The 23533-nt window shown below is 71.3% G+C and carries 20 protein-coding genes; 10 read left to right on the top strand and 10 right to left on the bottom strand.

The features are described from left to right. Positions 1-136: 136 nt before the first annotated feature. The 4 genes from leuS (at position 137) to P3T37_RS05095 (ending at position 6041) form a co-directional block, all read left to right on the top strand. Positions 137-3025, top strand: coding sequence for a leucine--tRNA ligase (leuS, locus tag P3T37_RS05080; protein WP_280722190.1), 2889 nt, complete (start codon positions 137-139; stop codon positions 3023-3025). Between the two features lie 208 nt (positions 3026-3233). Beyond that, positions 3234-3995 carry a hypothetical protein gene (locus P3T37_RS05085; RefSeq protein WP_280722191.1) on the top strand — a complete coding sequence of 254 codons (762 nt, stop codon included), beginning with the start codon at positions 3234-3236 and terminating at the stop codon, positions 3993-3995. Between the two features lie 65 nt (positions 3996-4060). Next, the gene (locus P3T37_RS05090; protein WP_280722192.1) at positions 4061-4906 is read left to right on the top strand and encodes a DegV family protein; all 846 of its coding nucleotides are present in this window, start codon (positions 4061-4063) and stop codon (positions 4904-4906) included. Positions 4907-5009: 103 nt separating this feature from the next. Then, complete coding sequence (locus P3T37_RS05095; protein WP_280722193.1) at positions 5010-6041, top strand: helix-hairpin-helix domain-containing protein; 1032 nt, start codon at positions 5010-5012, stop codon at positions 6039-6041. 57 nt (positions 6042-6098) lie between these two features. Here the strand turns inward: P3T37_RS05095 and P3T37_RS05100 are convergent, their stop codons facing one another. The 3 genes from P3T37_RS05100 to P3T37_RS05110 form a co-directional block, all read right to left on the bottom strand. Then, on the bottom strand, positions 6099-6479 hold the full coding sequence (locus tag P3T37_RS05100; RefSeq protein ID WP_280722194.1) for a hypothetical protein: 381 nt from the start codon (positions 6477-6479) through the stop codon (positions 6099-6101). A gap of 1145 nt (positions 6480-7624) precedes the next feature. Further along, positions 7625-7849, bottom strand: coding sequence for a hypothetical protein (locus P3T37_RS05105; protein WP_280722195.1), 225 nt, complete (start codon positions 7847-7849; stop codon positions 7625-7627). A gap of 279 nt (positions 7850-8128) precedes the next feature. After that, the gene (locus tag P3T37_RS05110) at positions 8129-8485 is read right to left on the bottom strand and encodes a hypothetical protein (protein WP_280722196.1); all 357 of its coding nucleotides are present in this window, start codon (positions 8483-8485) and stop codon (positions 8129-8131) included. Positions 8486-8943: 458 nt separating this feature from the next. Here P3T37_RS05110 and P3T37_RS05115 point away from each other — a divergent pair, with 458 nt between their 5' ends. Beyond that, positions 8944-9627: a DUF4232 domain-containing protein gene (locus P3T37_RS05115; protein ID WP_280722197.1), complete on the top strand. Its 684-nt coding sequence runs from the start codon at positions 8944-8946 to the stop codon at positions 9625-9627. A gap of 15 nt (positions 9628-9642) precedes the next feature. Here P3T37_RS05115 and P3T37_RS05120 read toward each other — a convergent pair whose 3' ends face one another. Continuing rightward, a complete protein-coding gene (locus tag P3T37_RS05120) occupies positions 9643-9927 on the bottom strand; it encodes a hypothetical protein (RefSeq protein WP_280722198.1) in 285 nt (94 codons plus the stop codon). 61 nt (positions 9928-9988) lie between these two features. Between P3T37_RS05120 and holA the strand changes: the two genes are divergently transcribed. Beyond that, positions 9989-10984, top strand: a complete 996-nt coding sequence (gene holA / locus P3T37_RS05125) for a DNA polymerase III subunit delta (RefSeq protein ID WP_280722199.1) — start codon at positions 9989-9991, stop codon at positions 10982-10984. Positions 10985-10996: 12 nt separating this feature from the next. Here the strand turns inward: holA and P3T37_RS05130 are convergent, their stop codons facing one another. The 3 genes from P3T37_RS05130 to P3T37_RS05140 form a co-directional block, all read right to left on the bottom strand. Beyond that, entirely contained in the window at positions 10997-11731 is a 735-nt protein-coding gene (locus tag P3T37_RS05130; protein ID WP_280722200.1) for a hypothetical protein, read from the bottom strand. 286 nt (positions 11732-12017) lie between these two features. Then, a complete protein-coding gene (rpsT, locus tag P3T37_RS05135; RefSeq protein ID WP_035806135.1) occupies positions 12018-12281 on the bottom strand; it encodes a 30S ribosomal protein S20 in 264 nt (87 codons plus the stop codon). Positions 12282-12412: 131 nt separating this feature from the next. After that, complete coding sequence (locus P3T37_RS05140; protein ID WP_280722201.1) at positions 12413-12718, bottom strand: antibiotic biosynthesis monooxygenase; 306 nt, start codon at positions 12716-12718, stop codon at positions 12413-12415. Positions 12719-12906: 188 nt separating this feature from the next. On the opposite strand from P3T37_RS05140, the gene lepA reads away from it, so the two are divergent. Next, positions 12907-14778, top strand: coding sequence for a translation elongation factor 4 (gene lepA / locus P3T37_RS05145; RefSeq protein ID WP_280722202.1), 1872 nt, complete (start codon positions 12907-12909; stop codon positions 14776-14778). Between the two features lie 66 nt (positions 14779-14844). Here lepA and P3T37_RS05150 read toward each other — a convergent pair whose 3' ends face one another. Next, a complete protein-coding gene (locus tag P3T37_RS05150) occupies positions 14845-16743 on the bottom strand; it encodes an ABC transporter ATP-binding protein (protein WP_280722470.1) in 1899 nt (632 codons plus the stop codon). 95 nt (positions 16744-16838) lie between these two features. Beyond that, entirely contained in the window at positions 16839-18572 is a 1734-nt protein-coding gene (locus P3T37_RS05155) for an ABC transporter ATP-binding protein (RefSeq protein ID WP_280722203.1), read from the bottom strand. A 280-nt stretch (positions 18573-18852) separates the two neighbouring features. On the opposite strand from P3T37_RS05155, the gene P3T37_RS05160 reads away from it, so the two are divergent. From P3T37_RS05160 to P3T37_RS05170, 3 genes are read left to right on the top strand one after another with little or no spacing between them, the layout of a single operon-like run. Further along, a complete protein-coding gene (locus tag P3T37_RS05160) occupies positions 18853-20766 on the top strand; it encodes an AMP-dependent synthetase/ligase (RefSeq protein WP_280722204.1) in 1914 nt (637 codons plus the stop codon). Positions 20767-20824: 58 nt separating this feature from the next. Continuing rightward, positions 20825-22054 carry a radical SAM family heme chaperone HemW gene (hemW, locus tag P3T37_RS05165; RefSeq protein WP_280722205.1) on the top strand — a complete coding sequence of 410 codons (1230 nt, stop codon included), beginning with the start codon at positions 20825-20827 and terminating at the stop codon, positions 22052-22054. A gap of 40 nt (positions 22055-22094) precedes the next feature. Then, positions 22095-22652: a Uma2 family endonuclease gene (locus P3T37_RS05170; protein WP_280722206.1), complete on the top strand. Its 558-nt coding sequence runs from the start codon at positions 22095-22097 to the stop codon at positions 22650-22652. Between the two features lie 7 nt (positions 22653-22659). On the opposite strand, the gene P3T37_RS05175 is transcribed toward P3T37_RS05170, so the two are convergent. After that, positions 22660-23487: a DUF3097 domain-containing protein gene (locus P3T37_RS05175; RefSeq protein ID WP_280722207.1), complete on the bottom strand. Its 828-nt coding sequence runs from the start codon at positions 23485-23487 to the stop codon at positions 22660-22662. Between the last annotated feature and the right edge of the window lie 46 nt (positions 23488-23533).

Raw genomic sequence — 23533 nt, forward strand, 5'->3', positions numbered from 1 at the left:
GGCCGCCCGTTCGGGCCGCGCCGGAGTCAGCGTGGCGTCCCCTCCTGCGAGGGGCTTTTTTATTTCCCCCGCAGCTTCCCGGCAGTCCAGCCCGGCTGACGATTCGCTATCTGACATCGATGGAGCTTGAAGGACCATGAGCGAGACGACACCTGCCTCCGGCGCGGCCGAGGCCGCCACCGAGCCGTTCCGATACTCATCCACCCTGGCCGCTGACATCGAGTCACGGTGGCAGGACGTCTGGGAGAAGGAGGGGACGTTCAACGCCCCCAACCCGGTCGGTCCGCTGTCCGACGCCACCGCGGGCGCCGGCTCGGTGAGCGCGAAGCCGCACAGCTTCATCATGGACATGTTCCCGTACCCCTCGGGCGCGGGCCTGCACGTCGGCCACCCGCTGGGCTACATCGCCACCGACGTCTACGCCCGCTACCAGCGGATGAACGGCCACAACGTCCTGCACACGCTGGGCTACGACGCCTTCGGCCTGCCCGCCGAGCAGCACGCGGTGGCCACCGGCGAGCACCCGCGGATCTCCACCGAGGCCGCCATCGCCAACATGCGCTCGCAGCTGCGCCGGCTGGGCCTGGGCCACGACTCGCGCCGGTCGATCTCCACGATCGACCCCGAGTACTACCGCTGGACCCAGTGGATCTTCCTGCAGATCTTCAACTCCTGGTACGACGCCGAGGCCGCCACGGCCCGCCCGATCGCCGAGCTGGTCGCCCAGTTCGAGAGCGGCGAGCGGCCCACCCCGGACGGGCGCGGCTGGTCCGAGCTGTCCGGCACCGAGCGCGACGAGGTGCTGGGGGAGTACCGCCTGGCGTACTCCAAGGAGGTCCCGGTCAACTGGTGCCCCGGGCTGGGCACCGTGCTGGCCAACGAGGAGGTCACCGCCGACGGCCGTTCCGAGCGCGGCAACTTCCCGGTCTTCAAGTCCAAGCTGCGCCAGTGGATGATGCGGATCACCGCGTACGGCGACCGGCTGATCGCCGACCTGGACCCGCTGGACTGGCCCGAGGCCATCAAGCTGCAGCAGCGCAACTGGATCGGCCGCTCCGAGGGCGCCCGGGTCGACTTCGCGGTCTCCGCCGACGCCGCGATCACCGTCTTCACCACCCGGCCCGACACCCTGTTCGGCGCCACCTACATGGTGCTGGCACCCGAGCACGAGCTGGTCGACTCGATCGTCCCGGCCGCCTGGCCGGCCGAGACGCACGAGGACTGGAAGGGCGGCGCCGCGACCCCGGCCGAGGCCGTCGCCGTCTACCGCGCCGCGGCCGCCGCCAAGTCGGACGTCGAGCGCCAGGTCGAGGCCAAGGTCAAGACCGGCGTCTTCACCGGCGCGTACGCGACCAACCCGGTCAGCGGCGAGAGCGTGCCGGTCTTCATCGCCGACTACGTGCTGATGGGCTACGGCACCGGCGCCATCATGGCCGTACCGGCACACGACCACCGCGACTTCGCGATGGCCACCGCCTTCTCGCTGCCGATGCGCTGCGTGGTGCAGCCGACCGACGGACGCGGTACCGACCCGCACGAGTGGGACGACGCCTTCGACACCTACGACTCGGTGATCGTCAACTCGGCCAACGCGGACATCTCGCTGGACGGTCTGAGCGTCGTCGAGGCCAAGGCCGCGGCCACGGCCTGGCTGACCGAGCGCGGGATCGGCGAGGGAACGGTCAACTTCCGTCTGCGCGACTGGCTGTTCAGCCGCCAGCGGTACTGGGGCGAGCCGTTCCCGATCGTCTACGACGAGGACGGCGTGATGCACGCGCTGCCCGAGTCGATGCTGCCGGTCGAGGTCCCCGAGGTGGAGGACTACTCGCCGCACACCTACGACCCGTACGACGCGGCGAGTTCGCCGAAGACCCCGCTGTCGCGCAACGAGGCCTGGGTCAACGTCGAGCTGGACCTGGGCGACGGCGTGCGCAGCTACCGCCGTGAGACCAACACCATGCCCAACTGGGCGGGTTCGTGCTGGTACGAGCTGCGCTACATCGACCCGGTCAACACCGAGCGGGTGGTCGACCCGGCCAACGAGCAGTACTGGCTGGGCCCGACGGAGGCCAAGCCGGCCGGTGGCGTCGACCTGTACGTCGGCGGCGCCGAGCACGCCGTGCTGCACCTGCTGTACGCGCGCTTCTGGCACAAGGTGCTGCACGACCTGGGCCACGTCAGCTCGGTCGAGCCGTTCCACAAGCTGTTCAACCAGGGCATGATCACCGCCGACGTCTACCGCGACGAGCGCGGCTTCCCGGTCCCGGCCGCCGAGATCGAGGAGCGCGACGGCGGCTACTTCTGGCAGGGCGAAGCGGTCAAGCGCGAGGCCGGCAAGATGGGCAAGTCGCTGAAGAACGCGGTGGCGCCCGACACCATCTGCGAGGAGTACGGCGCCGACACGCTGCGCCTGTACGAGATGGCGATGGGCCCGCTGGACGTCTCGCGCCCGTGGGACACCCGCGCGGTGGTCGGCTCGTACCGCTTCCTGCAGCGGCTGTGGCGCAACGTGGTCTCGGAGGCCACCGGCGAGCTGGTGGTCACCGACGAGCCGGCCGACGAGCCGACGCTGCGCGCGCTGCACAAGGCGATCGACGGCATCCGCGGCGACATGTCCGGGCTGCGCTTCAACACGGCGGTCGCCAAGGCCATCGAGCTGAACAACTACCTGGTCAAGCGCGGCAGCACGCCGCGTGAGGTGGCCGAGCCGCTGGTGCTGCTGGTCGCGCCGCTGGCGCCGCACATCGCCGAGGAGCTGTGGCGCAAGCTGGGCCACGCCGAGTCGCTGGTGTACGCCGACTACCCCGTCGCAGACCCGGTGTACGTGGTCGACGAGTCGGTCACCTGCGTCGTGCAGATCAAGGGCAAGGTCAAGGCCCGCCTGGAGGTGGCCCCTTCGATCTCGGACGCCGAGCTGGAGGCGCTGGCCCTGGCCGACCCGGCCGTGATCGCGGCGATCGGTGACGCGCCGATCCGCAAGGTGATCGCGCGTGCGCCGAAGCTGGTGAACATCGTCACCGGCTGACGAAGAGCGGTCGAAGAGCCGTGGAGAGGCCGGTCCCTGGTGCGTCCAGGGGCCGGCCTTCGGTTTGCGCGCAGATTCCCTCGGGGTCATCCCTGAGCTGTCCCTGATCTCCGGGCCAGGCCGCCCCTTGCCCCCTCCCAGCGGCGCTCCGGACGGCTACCGTGGGAACCAGAGGCAGCACCGGCAAGCGTGGAAGGCGGCAACCCCCATGGAAGCGATCGGCGCAGTGATCGCACTGGTCGTGCTGTTCGGGATCGGCATCGTGACCCTCCTGATCGTCGCGGCGGTCAAGGCGGGCAAGGCGGTGGCGGCGACGGTCGAGCGGACCGAGACCAACGCCCGCCGGGCTGTGGAGAACGTCACGCTGAAGGCCCGGACCTACACCAAGCCGGGCGCCGCCGGGCAGATCGCCGGCGTCCGGCTCTCGCTGCGGACCTCGCTGCGCGGCACCCGGGAGGTGCTGGAGGCCGGCGTCGGCGGGGACGGGCAGCTCGCCGAGGCGCTGCAGCTGCTCGGGCGGCTGGACGCGCACGCGGCCGAGCTGGACCGCGAACTGCGGATGCTGGAGCGTGAGCCCGAGTCGAGCCGGGTCAGCGCGAAGCTGCCGGAGCTGCGCGAGCGGGCGGAGCGGATCACGCACTCCGCGGAGTCGATGCGGTGGGCGGCGCAGGACCGGATGCACCGCTTCGCGGAGGACGAGCTGACCAGGCTCAGCCAGGACTGCGAGAGCGAGGCGGGCGCGCTGCGGCACTGGGACACGGGGGCTGCTGACGCTCCGTCCGGTGCCGCTGCTTCTTCCGCCGCCGGTCCTGCCGCCTCTGGTCCTGCCGCTGCCGGTCCTGCCGCTGCGCCGGGCATCGCCGCGGCGGGCGCTCGGCTGAGTGCTGAGGAGATGCTCGGCCTGGCCGAACCGCTGACCCGGTTCGCCCAGCGCCTGCGCAAGCCCAGCCCCGGGTCCTCCGCCGGCTGATCGGGGCAGGTGCCTCGCTCGGGCTCCGCTGTTCTCCGTGACGTTCGGGGAGTAACCTCCGGCTCATGCCCGCCCACCTCGCGATTGTCACCGATTCCACGGCCTACCTGCCCCAGGACGCTGTCGACCGGCACCGGATCGCGACGGTCCCGCTGAGCGTGGTGGTGGGCGACGAGGTGCTGATCGAGGGCGTGGAGATCTCCCCGAAGGACGTGGCGGAGGCGCTGCGCGCCAAGCGCCGGGTGACCACCTCCCGGCCCGGTCCCGAGACCTTCGCCGCCGCCTACCGCGCGGCGGCCGAGGCCGGCGCGGAGGGCGTCGTCTCCCTCCACCTGTCCGCGGAACTGTCCGGCACCTGCGAGGCCGCCCGGTTGGCTGCCGCCGAGGCCGAGTTGCCGGTCCGGGTGGTCGACAGCCGGATGGTCGGCATGGCGCTCGGCTACGCCGTCCTGGCCGCCGCCGAGGCCGCCGCCGCCGGCCGGGGGCTCGACGAGGTCGTCGCGGCCGCCGAGCGCCGGGCCGGTGCCTCGCGCGGCTTCTTCTACGTCGACACCCTCGAGTACCTGCGCCGTGGCGGCCGGATCGGTGCCGCACGCGCGCTGCTCGGCTCCGCGCTCGCGGTGAAGCCGCTGCTGCACCTCTCCGGCGGACGGATCGAACCGCTGGAGAAGGTCCGCACGGCGTCCCGGGCGATCGCGCGGCTGGAGGAGATCGCGGTCGAGCAGGCCGGACAGGCGGAGGTGGACATCACGGTCCATCACCTGGCCGCCGAGGAGCGGGCGGAGCCGCTGGCGGAGCGCCTGCGGGAACGGGTGCCGGGGCTGCGTGACCTGTACGTGGGGGAGGTGGGCGCGGTGATCGGCGCGCATGTCGGTCCGGGACTGCTGGCCGTGGTGGTCTCGCCGCGCTGAAACTCGCCCATGCGGGGGACGTTCGTTGTCCACAGGGGCCGGGTTATCCACAGGAATTTCGCCGTTGCTGCCGACGGGCTCTCGGGTCCCTACCGTCGTGCCCATGAGAACCACGACGAGCACCGACCTTGCCCGGCACCGGCTGAACCACCTCTTCGCGGTGACCGACCAGCCGATCACCGACCGACCCGCCGAGGCGAAGCCCTGCCTGGCCAGGTCGGCCGCTGACCTGTCTGCCGCTGACCTGTCTGCCGCCGACCTGGCCGCCACCGACTTGTCTGCCAAGGATCTGCCGGTGGACTGGCCGCGCGGCTACGGGCGCCGCCGCGACCACCGCCGAGCCGATCCGGCCGCTGCTCCCCCTCCCCTCCCACCGGAGGCTGACGTCGGATCAGATCCCTCCGCCTCCACCACCCCTCCCCGTGCCGCTTCCCGGTTCCGGTTCCGGTTCCGCCTGCCGTCGGGTCTGCACTCGCTGCTCTGGGTGGACCGAAGAGCCGTCCTCGGCCTCAGCGTGCTCCTGCTGCTCGCGGTGGCCTACGCCGTCCAGCACTTCTGGTTCGGTCGCCCGCAGGCGGTCGCCGTGCCGGCGGCCTCCACCGCGACGGCCGGGGCTCCGAGGTCCGCCGTCGCCCAGGCCGGCACGCTGCCCCTCGCACCGGCGGCTGCCACCGTGCCGGCCGCGGCCGCCGGTGCGCCGGACGCCTCGGCACAGCAGGCCCCCGCCGTGGTGGTCGACGTAGCGGGCAAGGTCGCGCATCCCGGGCTCCGCTCGCTGCCGGGCGGGTCCCGGGTGGCCGACGCGGTCCAGGCCGCCGGGGGAGCCCAGCCGGGGGTGGACACCGACGAGCTCAACCTCGCGCGGATCCTGGTCGACGGTGAGCAGATCCTGGTGGGCGCACCGGCGCCACCCGCCGGGCATGCCGCGACGCCCGCTCCGCAGGCGCCGGTCAGCCTCAACCGCGCGACCTGGGAGCAGCTCGACGCCCTGCCCGGCATCGGTCCGGTTCTCGCCCAGCACATCATCGACTTCCGCGGTTCCCACGCCGGCTTCCGCTCCCTGGACCAGCTCCGACAGATCAGCGGGATCGGCGCACGGAAGTTCGCCGAGCTGAAACCACTACTCACGTTGTGAGCCCGAGCGAAGGGGGTGGCCGCAGTGTCCCAGCTCACCCGAGGCACTGATGACGCGTCAGCCCGTCGTCGGGACGTCCTCGATCTCCGCCTGCTGCTGCCCACCCTCGCGGCCTGGCTCGTTGCGGCCCTGCTGCTCGACGCCGACCCCCGGTACGCGCCGCTGCTGCTGGGCGGGGCCGCGCTGGCCGCCGTGGTCGCCGGTGTCCTGCTGCTCGGTCGGTGCCACTCCCGTCGGACGGGCGGTGCGGCGGCCGCGCTGGCGGTGGCTGCCGCCGTCCTGCTGACCGGCGCGGCGTCCACGGTCTGCACGGTGCTGCAGACCGCGGACCTCCACCGCGGCCCGCTCCCCGCGCTGGCGCGCGCAGCCTCGCCCGGCCGCGCAGCCTCGCCCGCCCGAGGCGTCGAGGTGGAACTCACGATCACGGGCGACCCGCACAGCCACACCTCCCGGGCCAGCGGTTCCACCCCCGGTCAGGACCTGCTGACCATCGATGCCACCGCCGACCGCGTCACCATCCCGTCGACCACCCCCGCCCCCACCCCGACCCCGACCCCGACCTCGCACCCCACCTCCGTGACAACACGGACCCGCACGCCCGTCACCGTCATCGTCCGCGCCCGCGACGCGGCGGGCTGGCAGGACCTGCTGCCCTCCGCCCGGGTTGCCGCCGGAGTTCGCGTTCTGCCGCAGTCCGGGCGGAGCAGCGACACCGGCGCCACGCTGCTCGCGGAGGAGTCGCCCCGCGTCCTGGCGCAGGCGAGCGCCGTCCAGCGGTTGGCCGGCCGGCTGCGCAGCGGCCTGCGGCAGGCCTGCGACCAACTGTCGCCGGACGCACGGGCGCTGCTGCCCGGCCTGGTCGTCGGCGACACCTCCGCCGTCCCGGATGAGCTGGACGAGGCCTTCCAGGTCACCGACCTGGTCCACCTGACCGCGGTCAGCGGAGCCAATCTCTCCATCATCCTGGCTGTCCTGCTGGGTGCCCCCGGCCGCGCCGGTACAGCCGAACGCGGTGGTCTGGCAGCCCTGTTGGGCGTCCCCTTGCGCGTCGCGGCGCTGCTCGGAGCAGTCCTGACGCTGGCCTTCGTCACCCTCTGCCGCCCCGACCCCAGTGTGCTCCGAGCCGCCGCGACGGGCTTGGTCAGCCTGCTCGCGCTGGCCACCGGCCGACCTCGGCAGGCCGTTCCCGCCCTGGCCGGCGCGGCGCTGGTCCTGGTGCTGGCCGACCCGTACCTGACCCGCTCGTACGGGTTCCTGCTCTCGGTCCTCGCCACCATGGGTCTGCTGACGCTGGGTCGGCGCTGGACGGCGGTCCTGCACGAGCGCGGCTGGCCGCACCATCTCGCCGGCGGTCTGGCGGCGGCCGCCGCCGCTCAGGCGCTCTGCGCACCGGCGACGATCCTGCTGGCGCCGCGGGTGAGCCTGGTGGGCATTCCCTGCAATCTGCTGGCCGAACTCGCCGTCGCACCAGCCACGTTGCTCGGTTTCGCGGCGTTGTTGGCCTCCCCGTTCTCGATGTCCGCCGCCCATCTGCTGGCGGGTCTGGCAGGCGTTCCGACTCAGTGGCTGGCCTGGGTGGCCCGCTACGGTTCGTCCGTGCCGGGCGCCGAGCTCGCCTGGACCCCCGGGTGGCCCGGAGTCGTGCTGCTGGCGATCGCCGTCGTGGCCGCCGTCACCGGTGTGCCGCTGCTCTTCCGCCGCCCACCCACCGCCCCGACCGCTCCCGCCGGGGCCACCCCCGAGCCGCCCGTCTCCTCCCTCCTCCAGTCGCCCGCTCCGCGCCCCGCCCGTCGCCGTCGGCTGCTCATCCCGGCGCTCCTTGTCGTCGCGGTCTCCCTGCTCCTGCTGCGCCCACCCCCGCTGGTGCGCATGGCGACGGGCTGGCCGCCGGTCGGCTGGCGGCTCGTCATGTGCTCGGTCGGTCAGGGGGATCTGCTGGTTCTGCCGGTTCGGGGCACGGGTGACGAGGCGCCGGACACGGCGGTGGTGGTGGACGCGGGGCCGGATCCGGTGGCGGCGGACGGCTGTCTGCGGGATCTGGGGATCACCCGGGTCGCGTTGGTGGTGCTCACGCACTTCCACGCGGATCACAGTGAGGGTCTGCCCGGGGTGCTGCGCGGTCGGGCGGTGGGGGCGATCGAGACGACGACCTTGGACGCGCCGCCGGGGGAGGAGGCCCGGGTGTTGGGGTGGGCGGCGACGGCGCATGTGCCGTTGCTGCGGGCGGTTGCGGGGGAGCATCGCAGTGCGGGTCCTGGCCTGTCCTGGGACGTGTTGTGGCCGGCCGGTCCGCTGGGGTTCGACACCCCTGGGCCGAACAACGCCAGCGTCTCGCTGCTGGTCACGGCGGGCCGGCTGCGGTTCGCCCTGCTGGGCGACCTGGAGCCGGCCGCGCAGGCCGCGCTGCTGAACCGCGCCCGCCCGGGCCCGGTGGACGTCCTCAAGGTCGCCCACCACGGCTCAGCCAACCAGGACTGGGACCTCGCCACAGCCCTGCGCCCCCGGCTGGCCCTCATCTCCGTGGGCCGCGGCAACCCCTACGGACACCCCGCCGCCCGCACGGTCGACCACCTGCGCACCCTGGGCGCCACCGTCCTGCGCACCGACCACTCCGGCGACATCGCTGTCCTCGGCGACACCCCCCAAACCCTGCGCGCCCTCGTCCACCCCCACCCCGACACCCCCGACAATCCCCCGGACACCACCACGGCGATGCTGCGCATCACCAGGCGGAGGAGGCCGGTGCGGCAGGGGATCGGGCCGCTGTTCTGGGACAGGACCGAGACACCGTCACAGCTCTGTCCCCACAGCCGTCATAGGCTGGACGACCATGATCGCCTGTGTGACGCTTCTGGTGATCGCGGCGGGGAGCCGCGATTCACCACTCTCGGGAGATCTTCAGATGCGTGTTCAGCGTGCCCTGGCGGCAAGTGCGATGCTGGTCGTGACAGGGCTGGCGCTGACCGCCTGTCAGGACGACGTCACCGTGTCGGCCAGCACGGGCGGCAGTCCCTCGGCGTCGGCGCCGAGCAGCGCCAAGGCTCCCGGTGGCACCGGTGGCGGCTCGTCCTCCGGCACCACGGGCTCGTCCTCGGGTGGCGCCGGGTCCAAGACGCCGTCCTCGGGCAGTACGGGTTCCAAGACCCCTGCCGCTGGGGGCACGGCGGCGACCGCCGCCTGCGCCACGGACAACCTGATCACGGACGTCTCCGCGGGCAACGCCACGCCGCCGTCGCAGGACATGGCGTCGGTCACCGTGTCGTTCTACAACAAGGGCAACACCTGCACCCTGGACGGCTTCGCCGGGGTCGACCTGGCCACCAGCCTGGGAGCCACGTCGGTGCCGCGCGGCCGGAACCAGCCGAGCGCCGTCACCCTCGCCAAGTCGCAGGACGCCATGTTCACCATCTGGTACCGCAGCAGCCCCAAGGGCCACCCCGGTGCCACGGTGACCACCATGACGATCACCCCGCCCGGGGAGACCCACTCGACCAAGATGACCTGGCCGGGCGAGCCTTTGGCCACGGGCGCGGACGCCGGCGGCACGGACACCCTGTACCTGGAGCCGGTCGCCCGCCACGCCTGATCCGTACCCCGCCGCTCAGGCGTCCTCGCGCCAGCCGTCCTGGTCGGCCACCGCGGCGTCGACGTCCGCGAGGAGGGCGCCGTCCCAGCCCGCGGCCGGGGGTTCCAGGACGACCAGCCACTGGGCGTCCTCGGCGTCGTCCTCGCCGGCCAGGGCGTCGCGGACGAGTTCGGGAGTGCCCAGCTCCGGGCGGCGGATGGCGAGGTCGGCCGCTACGGCTTCGGCCGCGTCGCGGTCGGCGAGGACGAGCAGCTGGCGCCCGGTGGTCACGGGCCGGTCATCGATGTCGTGGTCGGTCACCGCTCCATTGTGGCTGCTCGCGGGGCGGGCCTGTCGGTGGCCCGTGGGATGCTGGTGGGCGATGGCCAGGAAGAGTGCACCCGATGACCTGCTCGCCCCGCTGACCCTCGCGGTCGGCCAGGAGGAGCTGCTGCTCGACCGCGCGGTCGCCCAGGTGGTGGCCGCGGCGCGGGCGGCCGACCCGGACACGGACGTCCGCGATGTCGCTCCGGGCGCCCTCCAGCCGGGCAGCCTCGCCGAGCTCACCACTCCCTCGCTCTTCGCCGAGCGCAAGGTGATCGTGGTTCGTGCCGCCCAGGATCTCGGTGCCGATTCGGTCAAGGAGGTCAAGGCCTACCTCGACTCCCCGGTCGAAGAAGTGATCATGGTGCTGGTGCATGCCGGGGGAGTCAAGGGCAAGGGCCTGCTGGACGCCGCCCGCAAGGCGGGTGGCCGCGAGGTCGCGTGCCCGAAGCTGACCAAGGCGGGGGAGCGGATCGCCTTCGTACGCGGCGAGTTCAAGAACCTGGGCCGGTCCGCCAGCCCCGAGGCCTGCCAGGCGCTGCTGGACGCGCTCGGCGGCGACCTGCGGGAGCTGGCCGCCGCCTGCAACCAGCTCACCTCCGACGTCGAGGGGACGATCGACGAGCGGGTGGTCGCCCGCTACTACAGCGGCCGCGCCGAGGCGACCGGCTTCGAGGTCGCGGACTTCGCGGTGACCGGCCGGGCCGCGGAGGCCCTGGAGCGGCTGCGCTGGGCGCTGGCCGTGGGTCAGCCGCCCACCGGCATCACCTACGCGCTGGCCGCAGGGGTGCGCGGCATCGGCCGGCTGGCCACCGCCGACCGGTCGATGCGCCCGGGCGACCTCGCCCGCGAGCTGGGCATGCCGCCCTGGAAGGTGGACCGGGTGCGCCAGCAGATGCGCGGTTGGACGGGCGACGCCGTCGCCACCGCGCTGACCGCGATCGCGCTGGCCGACGCCGCCGTCAAGGGCGGCTCCGACGACCCGGCGTACGCGCTGGAGCGAGCCGTCGTCGCGGTGGCCCGAGCCGCCCGCTCGGGAGCCCGCCAGTACTGAGGGCGGAGGCCGTCAGCGCTCGCCCAGCGCGCGCAGCGCGTCGCGGGTGTCGATCACCAGGGCCTGCCGGATGCCGTCGCGGTCCGGCGCGCTCTCCTTGCCCTCCTGGTACGAGCCGGACCAGTTCAGGTAGCAGGTGAGCGCGCCGTCCCGGACGTAGAGGGTCTGCGTCAGGTAGTGCCGGGTCCGGTCCGCTCCGCTCTGGTCGTCGAGGTAGCCGACGAACGCCTCGTCACCCAGCTCGGGGACGTCGCTGACCTGGAACCTGCGCTGGTCGAAGCCGCTGCGCTGGGCCTCGAACTCGGGCGCCGCGCTCACCGCCCGGTGCAGCTGGACCTCCATCGACAGCGTGATGTAGCCGCTGTCGTTGGCGCTGCGCTTGAGGTACTGGCTGCAGTACATGTCGTCGAGCGCGCGGTTGCGGGTCGTGTAGTGGTACGCCGTACCGGAGGCCACCGGGTAGAGCTGGCCGAACCGGCTGAACGTCGCCGCGCTGCACAGGTCGTCGGTGGTCCGGTAGCTCCCCACCGGCAGGGGCGAGGAGGCTGTGCTGACCATCGACGGCACGGTCCACAGCGCGGCCGTCCAGACCACCGAGGCGAGCACCGCGCCGGCGAACCCCCAGAACGACCGCCGCAGCAGCCGACTTCCCCTCCCGGGTACGGGAGCGGGATGAGGCACCGGAGCAGGTGCGGGCGGCGGCTGCGGGAATCCGTAGCCGCGGGTGGTCTGGTGCGACGTCGACATGGGTGTCCCAGGGGCGGTGGGGGCAGCGGAGCGTGACGAAACCGGACGGAGCGTGGCACAGACGATAGCCGCCCCCTGCCGTCCCCCGAAACGCCTGCGACCGCCCCCGAAACGCCGACAGGCGCCGCGGCCGTCCCCCGAAGGGGCTGCCGCGGCGCCTGCCGCTCTGCTGTGTGCACCGCACCCGCGTGGCGAACGCAGGCCGCGTGCGGTACGTGTCGTGCGCCTCAGGGCTCCGGGTAGAGGGCCGGTATCACCCGAGGGGGGTAAGGCTGAAAGGCTGAAATCAGGCCGAGACGGAGACGCGCTTGGTGATCGCCGACTTCTTGTTGGCGGCCTGGTTCTTGTGGATGACACCCTTGCTGACGGCCTTGTCGAGGGCCTTGGAGGCGGCGCGGGCCAGCACGGTGGCCTTCTCGACGTCACCGGCGGCAGCGGCCTCGCGGGCCTTGCGCACAGCGGTCTTCAGCGAGGACTTGACGGCCTTGTTGCGCAGGCGCGCCTTCTCGTTGGTCTTGTTGCGCTTGATCTGGGACTTGATGTTCGCCACGAAGGAGCCTCAGTCTTGTCTATTCGGTCTGAACTCGGATGCACCCGCCACCCCGAACCTGCTGAGAGGGCATGCCGAGGTGAGGTGCAGCGACCTACGGTACCAGGGGCCTCGCACCCGCCCCAAACCGGTCAGGCCCGGTGGACCGGTTCGCCGTAGTGCTCGACCTCGGGAAACGGCGCGTAGAAGCGGTGCAGCAGCTCGCGCCACCGCTCGTACTGCGCGGAGCGGCGGAATCCCTCGGTGTGGTCGGTCAACTTCTCCCACCGCACCTGCAGCAGGAAGCGCGAGCCGCGCCCCTCGTCCAGGCAGCGCCGCAGTTCCAGCCCGTGGAACCCGGGACGGCCCGCGATCAGTGGTTTGGCCTCGGCGAACGCGGCGAGGAACTCGTCCTCCTGGCCGGGCAGCACGTCCAACAGAGCGCTTTCCAAGATCATGAGCTGCACCCTACGGTGCCCGCGGCAGGGTGGGGAAGAGCTGGACGCCGCAGTCGGGCGGGCTCGTGGGAGGATGGTGGCAGCCATGTCGATCGGACGAGACCGTCCGGTCCCCGGGAAGCGGCTCCTTCTGTTGTCGAAGACGGGGCGAGCACCCGGCCCCCGGAGCAACGGAGAATCGGACCAAGGTGCCCGCGACCCCTACGAACGTGCCACAGCCCAGCCGTACCGACCCGGCGCTGATCCGCAACTTCTGCATCATCGCCCACATCGACCACGGCAAGTCCACCCTCGCCGACCGCATGCTGCAGATCACCGGCGTCGTCGACCCGCGGCAGATGCGTGCCCAGTACCTCGACCGGATGGACATCGAGCGCGAGCGCGGAATCACCATCAAGTCGCAGGCGGTCCGCCTCCCGTGGGCGCCGAAGACCGGCGACAACGTGGGCACGACCCACATCCTCAACATGATCGACACGCCCGGCCACGTCGACTTCACGTACGAGGTGTCCCGTTCGCTGGCGGCCTGTGAGGGCACCATCCTGGTGGTCGACGCCGCGCAGGGCATCGAGGCGCAGACCCTCGCCAACCTGTACCTGGCGCTGGAGAACAACCTCACGATCATCCCGGTTCTCAACAAGATCGACCTGCCGGCCGCCCAGCCCGAGAAGTACGCCGCCGAGATCGCGCACATCATCGGCTGCGAGCCGGAGGACGTCCTGCGCGTCAGCGCCAAGAGCGGCCTGGGCGTCGAGGACCTGCTGGACCACGTGGTGGCGAAGGTCCCGGCCCCGGTCGGCGTCAAGAACGCCCCGGCCCGCGCGATGATCTTCGACTCGGTCTACGACACCTACCGCGGCGTGGTCACCTACGTCCGTGTGGTCGACGGCGAGCTCACCAAGCGCGAGCGCATCCAGATGATGTCCACGGGCGCGACGCACGAGCTGCTGGAGATCGGCGTCATCTCGCCCGAGCCGCGGGTCTCCGACGGCCTGGGCGTCGGCGAGGTGGGCTACATCATCACCGGTGTGAAGGACGTCCGGCAGTCCAAGGTCGGTGACACCATCACCTCGATGCACAAGGGTGCGACCGAGGCGCTGGGCGGCTACAAGGACCCGCGTCCGATGGTCTTCTCCGGCCTCTACCCGCTGGACGGCAGCGACTACCCGCTGCTGCGCGACGCCCTCGACAAGCTCCAGCTCAACGACGCCGCCCTGGTGTTCGAGCCGGAGACCTCGGTCGCGCTGGGCTTCGGCTACCGCTGCGGATTCCTCGGGCTGCTGCACCTGGAGATCGTCCGGGAGCGCCTGGAGCGCGAGTTCAACCTCGACCTGATCTCCACCGCCCCCAACGTGGTCTACCGCGTGGTGATGGAGGACGGCTCCGAGCACACCGTCACCAACCCGAGCGAGTTCCCCAGCGGCAAGATCGCCGAGGTGCACGAGCCGGTGGTGCGCGGGTCCATCCTGGTGCCGAACGAGTTCGTCGGCGCCGTCATGGAGCTCTGCCAGGGCCGCCGCGGCAACATGCAGGGCATGGACTACCTCTCCGAGGAGCGGGTGGAGCTGCGCTACACCCTGCCGCTCGCCGAGATCGTCTTCGACTTCTTCGACATCCTGAAGTCCAAGACCCGCGGCTACGGTTCCTTCGACTACGAGCCGATCGGCGAGCAGACCGCCGACCTGGTCAAGGTCGACATCCTGCTGCACGGTGACGCCGTGGACGCCTTCTCCGCCATCGTGCACAAGGACAAGGCCTACAACTACGGCGTCATGATGGCCGGCAAGCTCCAGAAGCTGATCCCGCGCCAGCAGTTCGAGGTGCCGATCCAGGCCGCGATCGGCTCGCGGGTGATCGCCCGTGAGACGGTCCGCGCGATCCGCAAGGACGTCCTCGCCAAGTGCTACGGCGGTGACATCTCCCGTAAGCGGAAGCTGCTGGAGAAGCAGAAGGAGGGCAAGAAGCGGATGAAGATGGTCGGCCGCGTGGAGGTCCCGCAGGAGGCCTTCATCGCCGCGCTGTCGACGGACGCGGACGCTCCCAAGGACGCCAAGAAGTAGGCGCACCTGGTACACCGAAGGCCACCACCCGCAGCGGGTGGTGGCCTTCGGCGTGTGCGGTGCGGTTCAGCCCGTCTCGGCGACGGCCTCGGCGAACTGCGCCTGGTAGAGCTTGGCGTACGCGCCCTCGGCGGCGATCAGCTCGTCGTGCGAGCCCTGCTCGACGATCGCGCCGTTCTCCATCACCAGGATCACGTCGGCGTCCCGGATGGTGGAGAGCCGGTGGGCGATGACGAAGCTGGTCCGGCCGGTGCGCAGGGTGGCCATGGCCCGCTGGATGAGCACCTCGGTACGGGTGTCCACCGAGCTGGTGGCCTCGTCCAGGACCAGGATGCTCGGCTGGGCGAGGAACGCCCGGGCGATCGTGATCAGCTGCTTCTCGCCCGCGCTGACGTTGGTGCCCTCGTCGTCGATCACCGTGTCGTAGCCGTCCGGCAGGGTGCGGACGAACCGGTCGACGTGCGCGGCCTTCGCCGCTTCGATCACCTGCTCACGCGTTGCACCCACCGACCCGTACGCGATGTTGTCGGCGATGGAGCCGCCGAACAGCCAGGTGTCCTGGAGCACCATGCCGATGCCGGAGCGCAGTTCCTCGCGGGACATCGCGGCGATGTCCACCCCGTCCAGGGTGATCCGGCCGCCGCTGACCTCGTAGAACCGCATCAGCAGGTTGACCATGGTGGTCTTGCCGGCCCCGGTCGGACCGACGATCGCCACCGTGTGGCCGGGCTCGACCTTCAGCGACAGGTCCTCGATCAGCGGCTTGTCCGGGTCGTAGCGGAAGGCCACGTCCTCGAAGGCCACCAGGCCGCGCAGTTCGGCCGGCCGCTCGGGGTGCAGCGGGTCGGCGGACTGCTCCTCGGCGTCCAGCAGCTCGAAGACCCGCTCCGCCGAGGCGACGCCGGACTGCACCAGGTTGGCCATCGAGGCGACCTGGGTGAGCGGCTGGCTGAACTGCCGCGAGTACTGGATGAACGCCTGCACGTCACCGATCGACAGCGCGCCGCTGGCCACCCGCAGGCCGCCGACCACCGCGACCAGCACGTAGTTGAGGTTGCTGATCAGCATCATCGCGGGCTGGATCGTCCCGGAGATGAACTGCGCCTTGAAGCCTGCGGCGTAGAGCGCCTCGTTCTCCTGGCGGAAGGTCTCGGCGGCCTCCTTCTGCCGGCCGAAGACCTTCACCAGCGCGTGGCCGGTGTACATCTCCTCGATGTGGCCGTTCAGCTTGCCGGTGGTCTTCCACTGCGCGACGAACTGCGGCTGGGCCCGCTTGCCGACCCGGGCCGCGACGACCACCGAGATGGGCACCGAGATCAGCGCGATGAGCGCGAGTATCCAGGAGATCCAGAACATCATCGCCAGCACACCGATGATGGTGAGCAGCGAGTTCACCACCTGGCCCATGGTCTGCTGCATGGACTGGCCGATGTTGTCGATGTCGTTGGTGACCCGGCTGAGCACCTCGCCGCGCGACTGCTTGTCGAAGTAGCTCAGCGGCAGCCGGGAGAGCTTGGTGTCCACGTCCGTGCGCAGCCGGTTGACCGTGCGGTTGATCGCGCCGGCCGCCAGCCGCCCCTGCAGGATGCCGAAGAGGCCGGAGGCGACGTAGATGGCCAGCACCCAGAGCAGGACGGTGCCGATGGCGCCGAAGTCGATGCCCCGGCCGGGTGTGAAGTCGATCGCGTTGAGCACACTGGCGAGGTGGTCGCCGCTCTTCTGGCGGACCTCGGCGATCACCTGGGCGTGCGTCAGGCCGGCCGGGAATCTCCCGCCGGTCGCCCCCTTGACGATCAGGTCGGTGGCCTGGCCGAGGATCTTGGGCCCGATCACCGCGCAGCCGACGCTGAGCGTGCCCAGCGCGATGACTCCGCTGAGCGCGGCCCGTTCGCGCTTGAGCATCCCCAGCATCCGCTTGCCGGAGCCCTTGAAGTCCATCGACTTCTCGGCCGCCTGGCCGCCCATGAAGCGGCCTGGGCCGGCCGGCCCGCGGCGGGCGGCTGCCTCCGCGGAGGCGTTGACCACGGCGGGTTTCGCGGTGGTCGAGGTCTTCGGGGTGGTCACGCCGCCTCCTGCTCGGTGAGCTGGGAGAGCACGATCTCCCGGTATGTCGGGTTGTCGGCCATCAGCTCGTGGTGCGTTCCGCTGCCGACCACCGTGCCCTCGTCCAGGACGATGATCCGATCGGCGTCGCGGATCGTGCTGACCCGCTGCGCCACGATCAGCACCGTGGCCTCGGCCGTCTCCCGGGCCAGCGCCTTGCGGAGCCTGGCGTCGGTCGCGTAGTCGAGCGCCGAGAAGGAGTCGTCGAAGAGGTAGACCTGCGGCTGGCGGACCAGCGCACGGGCGATGGCCAGGCGCTGACGCTGACCGCCCGAGACGTTGCTGCCGCCCTGGGCGATCGAGGCCTCCAGGCCGCCGTCCAACTTCTCGACGAAGTCCTTGGCCTGCGCGGTCTCCAGCGCCTTCCAGAGCTCCTCGTCGGTGGCGTCCGGCCGGCCGTAGCGCAGGTTGCTGGCCACCGTGCCGGAGAACAGGTACGGCTTCTGCGGGACCAGGCCGACGGTCTCGGCGAGCAGCGCGGGGTCGAGTTCGCGGACGTTCACGCCGTTCACCAGCACCTCGCCGCCGGTCGCGTCGAAGAGCCGCGGGATCAGGCCGAGCAGCGTGCTCTTGCCGCTGCCGGTGCTGCCGATGACGGCGGTGGTCTGGCCGGGCCGCGCGTCGACGTCGATACCGCGCAGCACCGGCGACTCGGCGCCAGGGAAGCGGAACTCGACGCCGCGCAGCTCCAGTTGGCCGTGCTCGCGCATCTCGGTGACCGGAGCGGACGGCGGGACCACGCTGGAGTCGGTGGAGAGCACCTCCATGATCCGCTCGGCGCAGACCTCGGCACGCGGCACCATCATGAACATGAAGGTGGCCATCATGACGCTCATCAGGATCTGCATCAGGTAGGAGAGGAACGCCGTCAGGGCGCCGACCTGCATCCCGCCGTCGGCGATCCGGTGCGCGCCGAACCAGAGCACGGCGACGCTGGAGATGTTCACGACCATCATCACGGAGGGGAACATCAGGGCCAGCAGGCGGCCGACCCGCAGCGAGGCGTCCGTCAGCTCGTCGTTGGCCTCGCCGAAGCGGGCCTGCTCGTGGCCGTCCTTGACGAAGGCCCGGATCACCCGGATACCGGTGATCTGCTCGCGCAGGATCCGGTTCACCTTGTCGATCCGCTGCTGCATGCTGCGGAACTGCGGGCGCAGGCGGCGGACCAGCAGCGTCACGATGACGCCGAGGACCGGCACCACCACGATCAGCAGGCCGGAGAGCGGGACGTCCTGGTTGAGCGCCATGATGATGCCGCCGACGCACATGATCGGCGCGGCCACCATCAGGGTGAACGTCATCAGGGTCAGCATCTGGACCTGCTGGACGTCGTTGGTGGTGCGGGTGATCAGCGAGGGGGCGCCGAACTGCCCGAGCTCGCGGGCGGAGAAGCTCTGCACCCGGTCGAAGACCGTGGCCCGGATGTCCCGGCCGATCGCCATCGCGGTGCGGGCGCCGAAGTAGACCGCGCCGATCGAGCAGAGCGCCTGCGCGATGGTGACGGCGATCATCACCCCGCCGGTCCGCATGATGTAGCCGGTGTTGCCGGCGAGCACGCCCTTGTCGATGATGTCGGCATTGAGTGTCGGCAGGTACAGGTTGCCGATGGTCGAGATGAGCTGGAGAAGGACCAGCAGGACGATCGGTTTGGTGTAGGGCCTGAGATGGGCCCTGAGAAGTCGGATCAGCACTCGGACACTCTCATTGTCGGCAGGGGGATTCGCATCCCTATTTTCGGTCTTCCATCCGGCCGCCGGACGGTATTACCGTGTCCCGGCCGCCTTGAGTCGTGCTGTCGACTGCACTGGGGTCGGCATGTCGTGCCAGACACCTCACCCCTCTTACGCAGCAGCCTTTTAGCCCCTAGGCTGGCGCCTGTCTAGTTACCAGCCAGTTAACAAGCCCGTCGGGCGGCCCCCACCACCTCCGCTCGACGTTCACCCTCGGCCACCTGGTCCCCCGGAGGTCTCGTTGAGTTCAGCGCAGTCCGTTATCGGCTCCGACAAGATCGCCGGCCGCCCAGCCTCAGTGGCACACCTCTTCCTCAGCAGGGTAGAGGCCACCCCGAACGCCGAGGCATACCGGTTCCCCGTGCCAGTGGACGAGCACGCGGCGGACAGCACGCCCGGCGCCGAGCAGTGGCGTTCACTGACCTGGGCCCAGACGGCCGTACGGGTCAGGAACGTGGCGGCCGGCCTGATGGCCCTTGGCGTCCGCGCCGAGGACCGGGTCGCGATCGCCTCCTCCACCCGGGTCGAGTGGATCATCGCAGACCTGGGCAACATGTGTGCCGGTTCCGCGACTACCACCGTCTACCCGAGCACCAACGCCGACGAGACGGCCTTCATTCTCGCGAACTCCGCCAGCAAGGCGCTCTTCGCCGAGAACGCCGTCCAGCTGGCCAAGGTGATCGCCCAGCGCGACCAGCTGCCCGAGCTGGGCCACGTGATCCTCTTCGACGCTCCCGCCGAGCGCCCCGCCCCCGAGGGGCTGGAGGTGCTCACCCTGGCCGAGCTGGAGGAGCGCGGCGCCGGCTACCTCAAGGAGCACCCGGACGCGGTGGACCAGGCGGTCGCCGCGTTGGACCGCGAGCAGCTGGCGACGCTCATCTACACCTCCGGCACCACCGGCCGGCCCAAGGGCGTCCGCCTGGTGCACGACTGCTGGGCGTACGAGGGGCTGGCCCAGCAGGAGAGCGGGCTGCTGCGCTCGGAGGACCTCCAGTTCATGTGGCTGCCGCTCTCGCACGTCTTCGGCAAGACGCTGATCTCCGGCCAGATCGCCACCGGTCACGTGATGGCGGTGGACGGCCGGGTGGACCGGATCATCCACAACCTGCCGGTCATCCGCCCCACCCTGATGGCCTCGGCGCCGCGGATCTTCGAGAAGGTCTACAACGGCATCGCCGGTCGGGCCAGAGCCGAGGGCGGCGCCAAGTACAAGATCTTCCTCTGGGCTGCCCAGGTGGCCCGCGACTACGCCCGCACCACCCAGGAGAACCGGATCGCCACCGGCCGCGACAGCGCGCCGTTCGCGCTCAAGCTCCAGCACGCGGTCGCCGACAAGCTGGTGTACGCCAAGATCCGTGCCGCGTTCGGCGGCCGGCTGCGCGGCTCGGTCTCCGGCAGCGCCGCGCTGACCCCGGACATCGGCTACTTCTTCCTGGGCGCCGGCGTGCCGATCCTGGAGGGCTACGGGCTCACCGAGACCAGCGCCGGCTCCACGGTCAACCGCGCCGAGGACATCCGGATCGGCACCTGCGGCATGCCGCTGCCGGGCACCGAGGTCCGGATCGCCGAGGACGGCGAGATCCTGCTGCGCGGCCCCGGCGTGATGCGCGGCTACCACGACCTGCCCGAGCAGACCGCGGAGGTGCTGGAGCCGGACGGCTGGTTCCACACCGGCGACATCGGCGAGGTCGACAAGGACGGCTACGTCCGGATCACCGACCGCAAGAAGGACATGTTCAAGACCTCGGGCGGCAAGTACGTCGCGCCCAGCGAGGTCGAGGGCAAGTTCAAGGCGATCTGCCCGTTCGTCAGCAACATCCTGGTGATCGGCAACGGGCGCAACTTCTGCACCGCGCTGATCTCGCTGGACGAGACGGTGATCATGCCGTGGGCGGCGGAGAAGGGCCTGACCGCCAAGACGTACGCCGAGGTGGTCGCGGCGCCGGAGGTGCACGCGCTGATCGAGGGCTTCGTGAAGCGGCTCAACACCGATCTTCAGCGCTGGCAGACGATCAAGAAGTTCACCCTCCTCCCGCGCGACCTGGACATCGAGCACGGCGAGCTGACCCCGAGCCTCAAGATCAAGCGGCCGGTCGTCGAGCGCACCTACGCCGACGCGGTCACCGAGATGTACGCGGGGGCCAACGAGGCGTGAGTCCCGCGGTCCGGTACGGCCGGTGCAGCATGCCCCGGCCGTACCGGACAATGGACGCATGCCCTCCGCACTCCCCGACGGCGAACCCGTGCCGTCCGACGGTTCCCTGCCCGCCCACGCCCTGACGGGGCTGGGCGAGCGGCCGTTCGGCTTCTACCTGCACGTGCCGTACTGCGCCACCCGCTGCGGCTACTGCGACTTCAACACGTACACCGCCACCGAGCTGCGCTCCTCGGGGGCGGTGGCCTCGCAGGAGACGTACGCCGAGAACCTGATCGGCGAGATCCGGCTGGCCCGTCGAGTGCTGGGCGAGGTCGACCTGCCGGTGCGCACCGTCTTCCTCGGCGGCGGCACCCCGACCCTGCTGCCGGCCCGCGACCTGGTGGCGATGCTGGCGGCGATCCGCTCCGAGTTCGGCCTCGCGGACGACGCCGAGGTGACCACCGAGGCCAACCCGGAGTCGGTCGACCCGGCCTACCTCACCGAGCTGCGCGAGGGCGGCTTCAACCGGATCTCGTTCGGCATGCAGAGCGCCCGCCCGCACGTCCTCCAGCTCCTCGACCGCCATCACACGCCCGGCCGGCCGGAGGCCTGCGTCGCCGAGGCCCGCGCGGCCGGCTTCGACCACGTCAACCTGGACCTCATCTACGGCACGCCGGGGGAGTCCGACGACGACTGGCGGGCCTCGCTGGACGCCGCCATCGGCGCCGGGCCCGACCATGTCTCCGCCTACTCGCTGATCGTCGAGGACGGCACCAAGCTGGCCGCCCGGATCAAGCGCGGGGAGCTGCCGATGGTCGACGACGACGTCCACGCCGACCGCTACCTGATCGCCGAGCAGGCGCTGGCCGCGGCCGGCTACTCCTGGTACGAGGTCTCCAACTGGGCCACCAGCGAGGCCGGCCGCTGCCGCCACAACGAGCTGTACTGGACCGGCGCCGACTGGTGGGGCGCCGGCCCCGGCGCGCACAGCCACGTCGGCGGCGTGCGGTGGTGGAACGCCAAGCACCCGGCGGCGTACGCGCAGGCGCTGGCGGAGGGCCGCACCCCCGCGCTCGGCCGCGAGATCCTGCCCGACGAGGACCGCCGGGTGGAGCGCATCCTGCTGGAGCTGCGCCTGGTCGACGGCTGCCCGCTCACCCTGCTCGCCCCCCAGGGCCTGCGCGCCGCCGAACGCGCCCTCGCCGACGGCCTCCTCATCCCCGACGCCTACGCCGACGGCCGCGCCGCCCTGACCCTGCGCGGCCGCTTGCTGGCGGACGCGATTGTGCGTGACCTGGTGGACTGAGCGGCGTTAACTCAGGAGCAGCCGTCCGAGGGAGCGTGTGATGACCACCGTGGATGACCGCGTGGCAGGGATCTTCGAGGGGCTTGAGGTCCCTGAGGGAGTCAAGGCGGAGCTCATCAGGGGTGAGATTGTGCTGACGGTCGGGCCTGACATGGTCCACAACCTCATCGTGGCGGCCATCCAGGACCAGATTCCCCACGCTCGCTGGCGCCGACTCCAGACACAGGACCTGACCATTCCCGGTGCGGCCAGTCAGCCGCAGCCGGATTTGGTGGTCTTCGAGCGCGGGGCTGTCGAGGAGTTCGGGCGTCTGCTGCCCGCCCCTGCGGTGACCCTGGTCGTCGAGGTGGTCTCCAAGACCAGCGTCGACCGCGACTACCGGACCAAGCGCCTGATGTACGCGGAGGGGACGATCCCGGCGTACCTGATCGTCGATCCGGTCGAGGGCGTCTGCGTCCTGCTCACCGAACCCAGCAGCGCCACGCCCTCGGGTCTCCCGGACTACCGGACCGAGCGGACCAGCCGGTTCGGCGACCCGGTGCCGGTCGGCGTGCTGGAGCTGACCCTGGAGACCGAGGACTTCCAGACCTACGCCTGAACCCGCCTCAGTCCGTCGGGCTGACGAAGTCGATCAGCTCCTCGACGCGGCCGAGCAGGGCCGGGTCGAGGTCGCGGTAGGAGTTCACCGAGGCGAGGATGCGCTTCCAGGCGGCGGGGGTGTCCACCGGCCAGCCGAGGCGGCGGCAGATGCCCTCCTTCCACTCCTCGCCGCGCGGGACCTGCGGCCAGCCGGGGATGCCCACGCTGGCGGGTTTCACGGCGGCCCAGATGTCGATGAACGGGTGGCCGACCACGAGGACCGCGTCGCCGGTGACCTTCGCGGCGATCCGGTGCTCCTTGGTGCCGGGGAGCAGGTGGTCGACCAGGACGCCGAGCCGCCGCCCCGGGCCGGGGGCGAACTCGGCGACGATCGCGGGCAGGTCGTCGATCCCCTCCAGGTACTCGACCACGACGCCCTCGATCCGCAGGTCGTCGCCCCAGACCCGCTCCACCAGCTCGGCGTCGTGCCGGCCCTCGACGTAGATCCGCGACTCCCGGGCGACCCGGGCCCGCGCGCCGGGGACGGCCAGCGAGCCGGAGGCGGTGCGGGCCGGGCCCCGGGCGGGTGCGGCGGTGGTCGGCCGGACGAGCGTCACGACCCTCCCCTCCAGCAGGAAGCCGCGCGGGGTGAGCGGGAAGACCCGGTGCTTGCCGTGCCGGTCCTCCAGGGTGACGGTCACCCCCTCCGCGGTCTTCTCGCACCGCACCACCGCGCCGCAGAAGCCGGTGGCGGCCTCCTCGACCACCAGGTCGCGTTCGGCCGCCACCTCCGGCACGGGCTGCTGCCGCTTCCAGGGCGGGGTGAGGTCGGGGCTGTAGTCAGTGCTGCGCATCCAGGGACTATACGAAATCCCACCCCGCGTCAGCGGACGGCACGTC

Source organism: Kitasatospora sp. MAA4, from assembly GCF_029893355.1.
In the GTDB taxonomy this organism is placed as follows: Bacteria; Actinomycetota; Actinomycetes; order Streptomycetales; family Streptomycetaceae; genus Kitasatospora.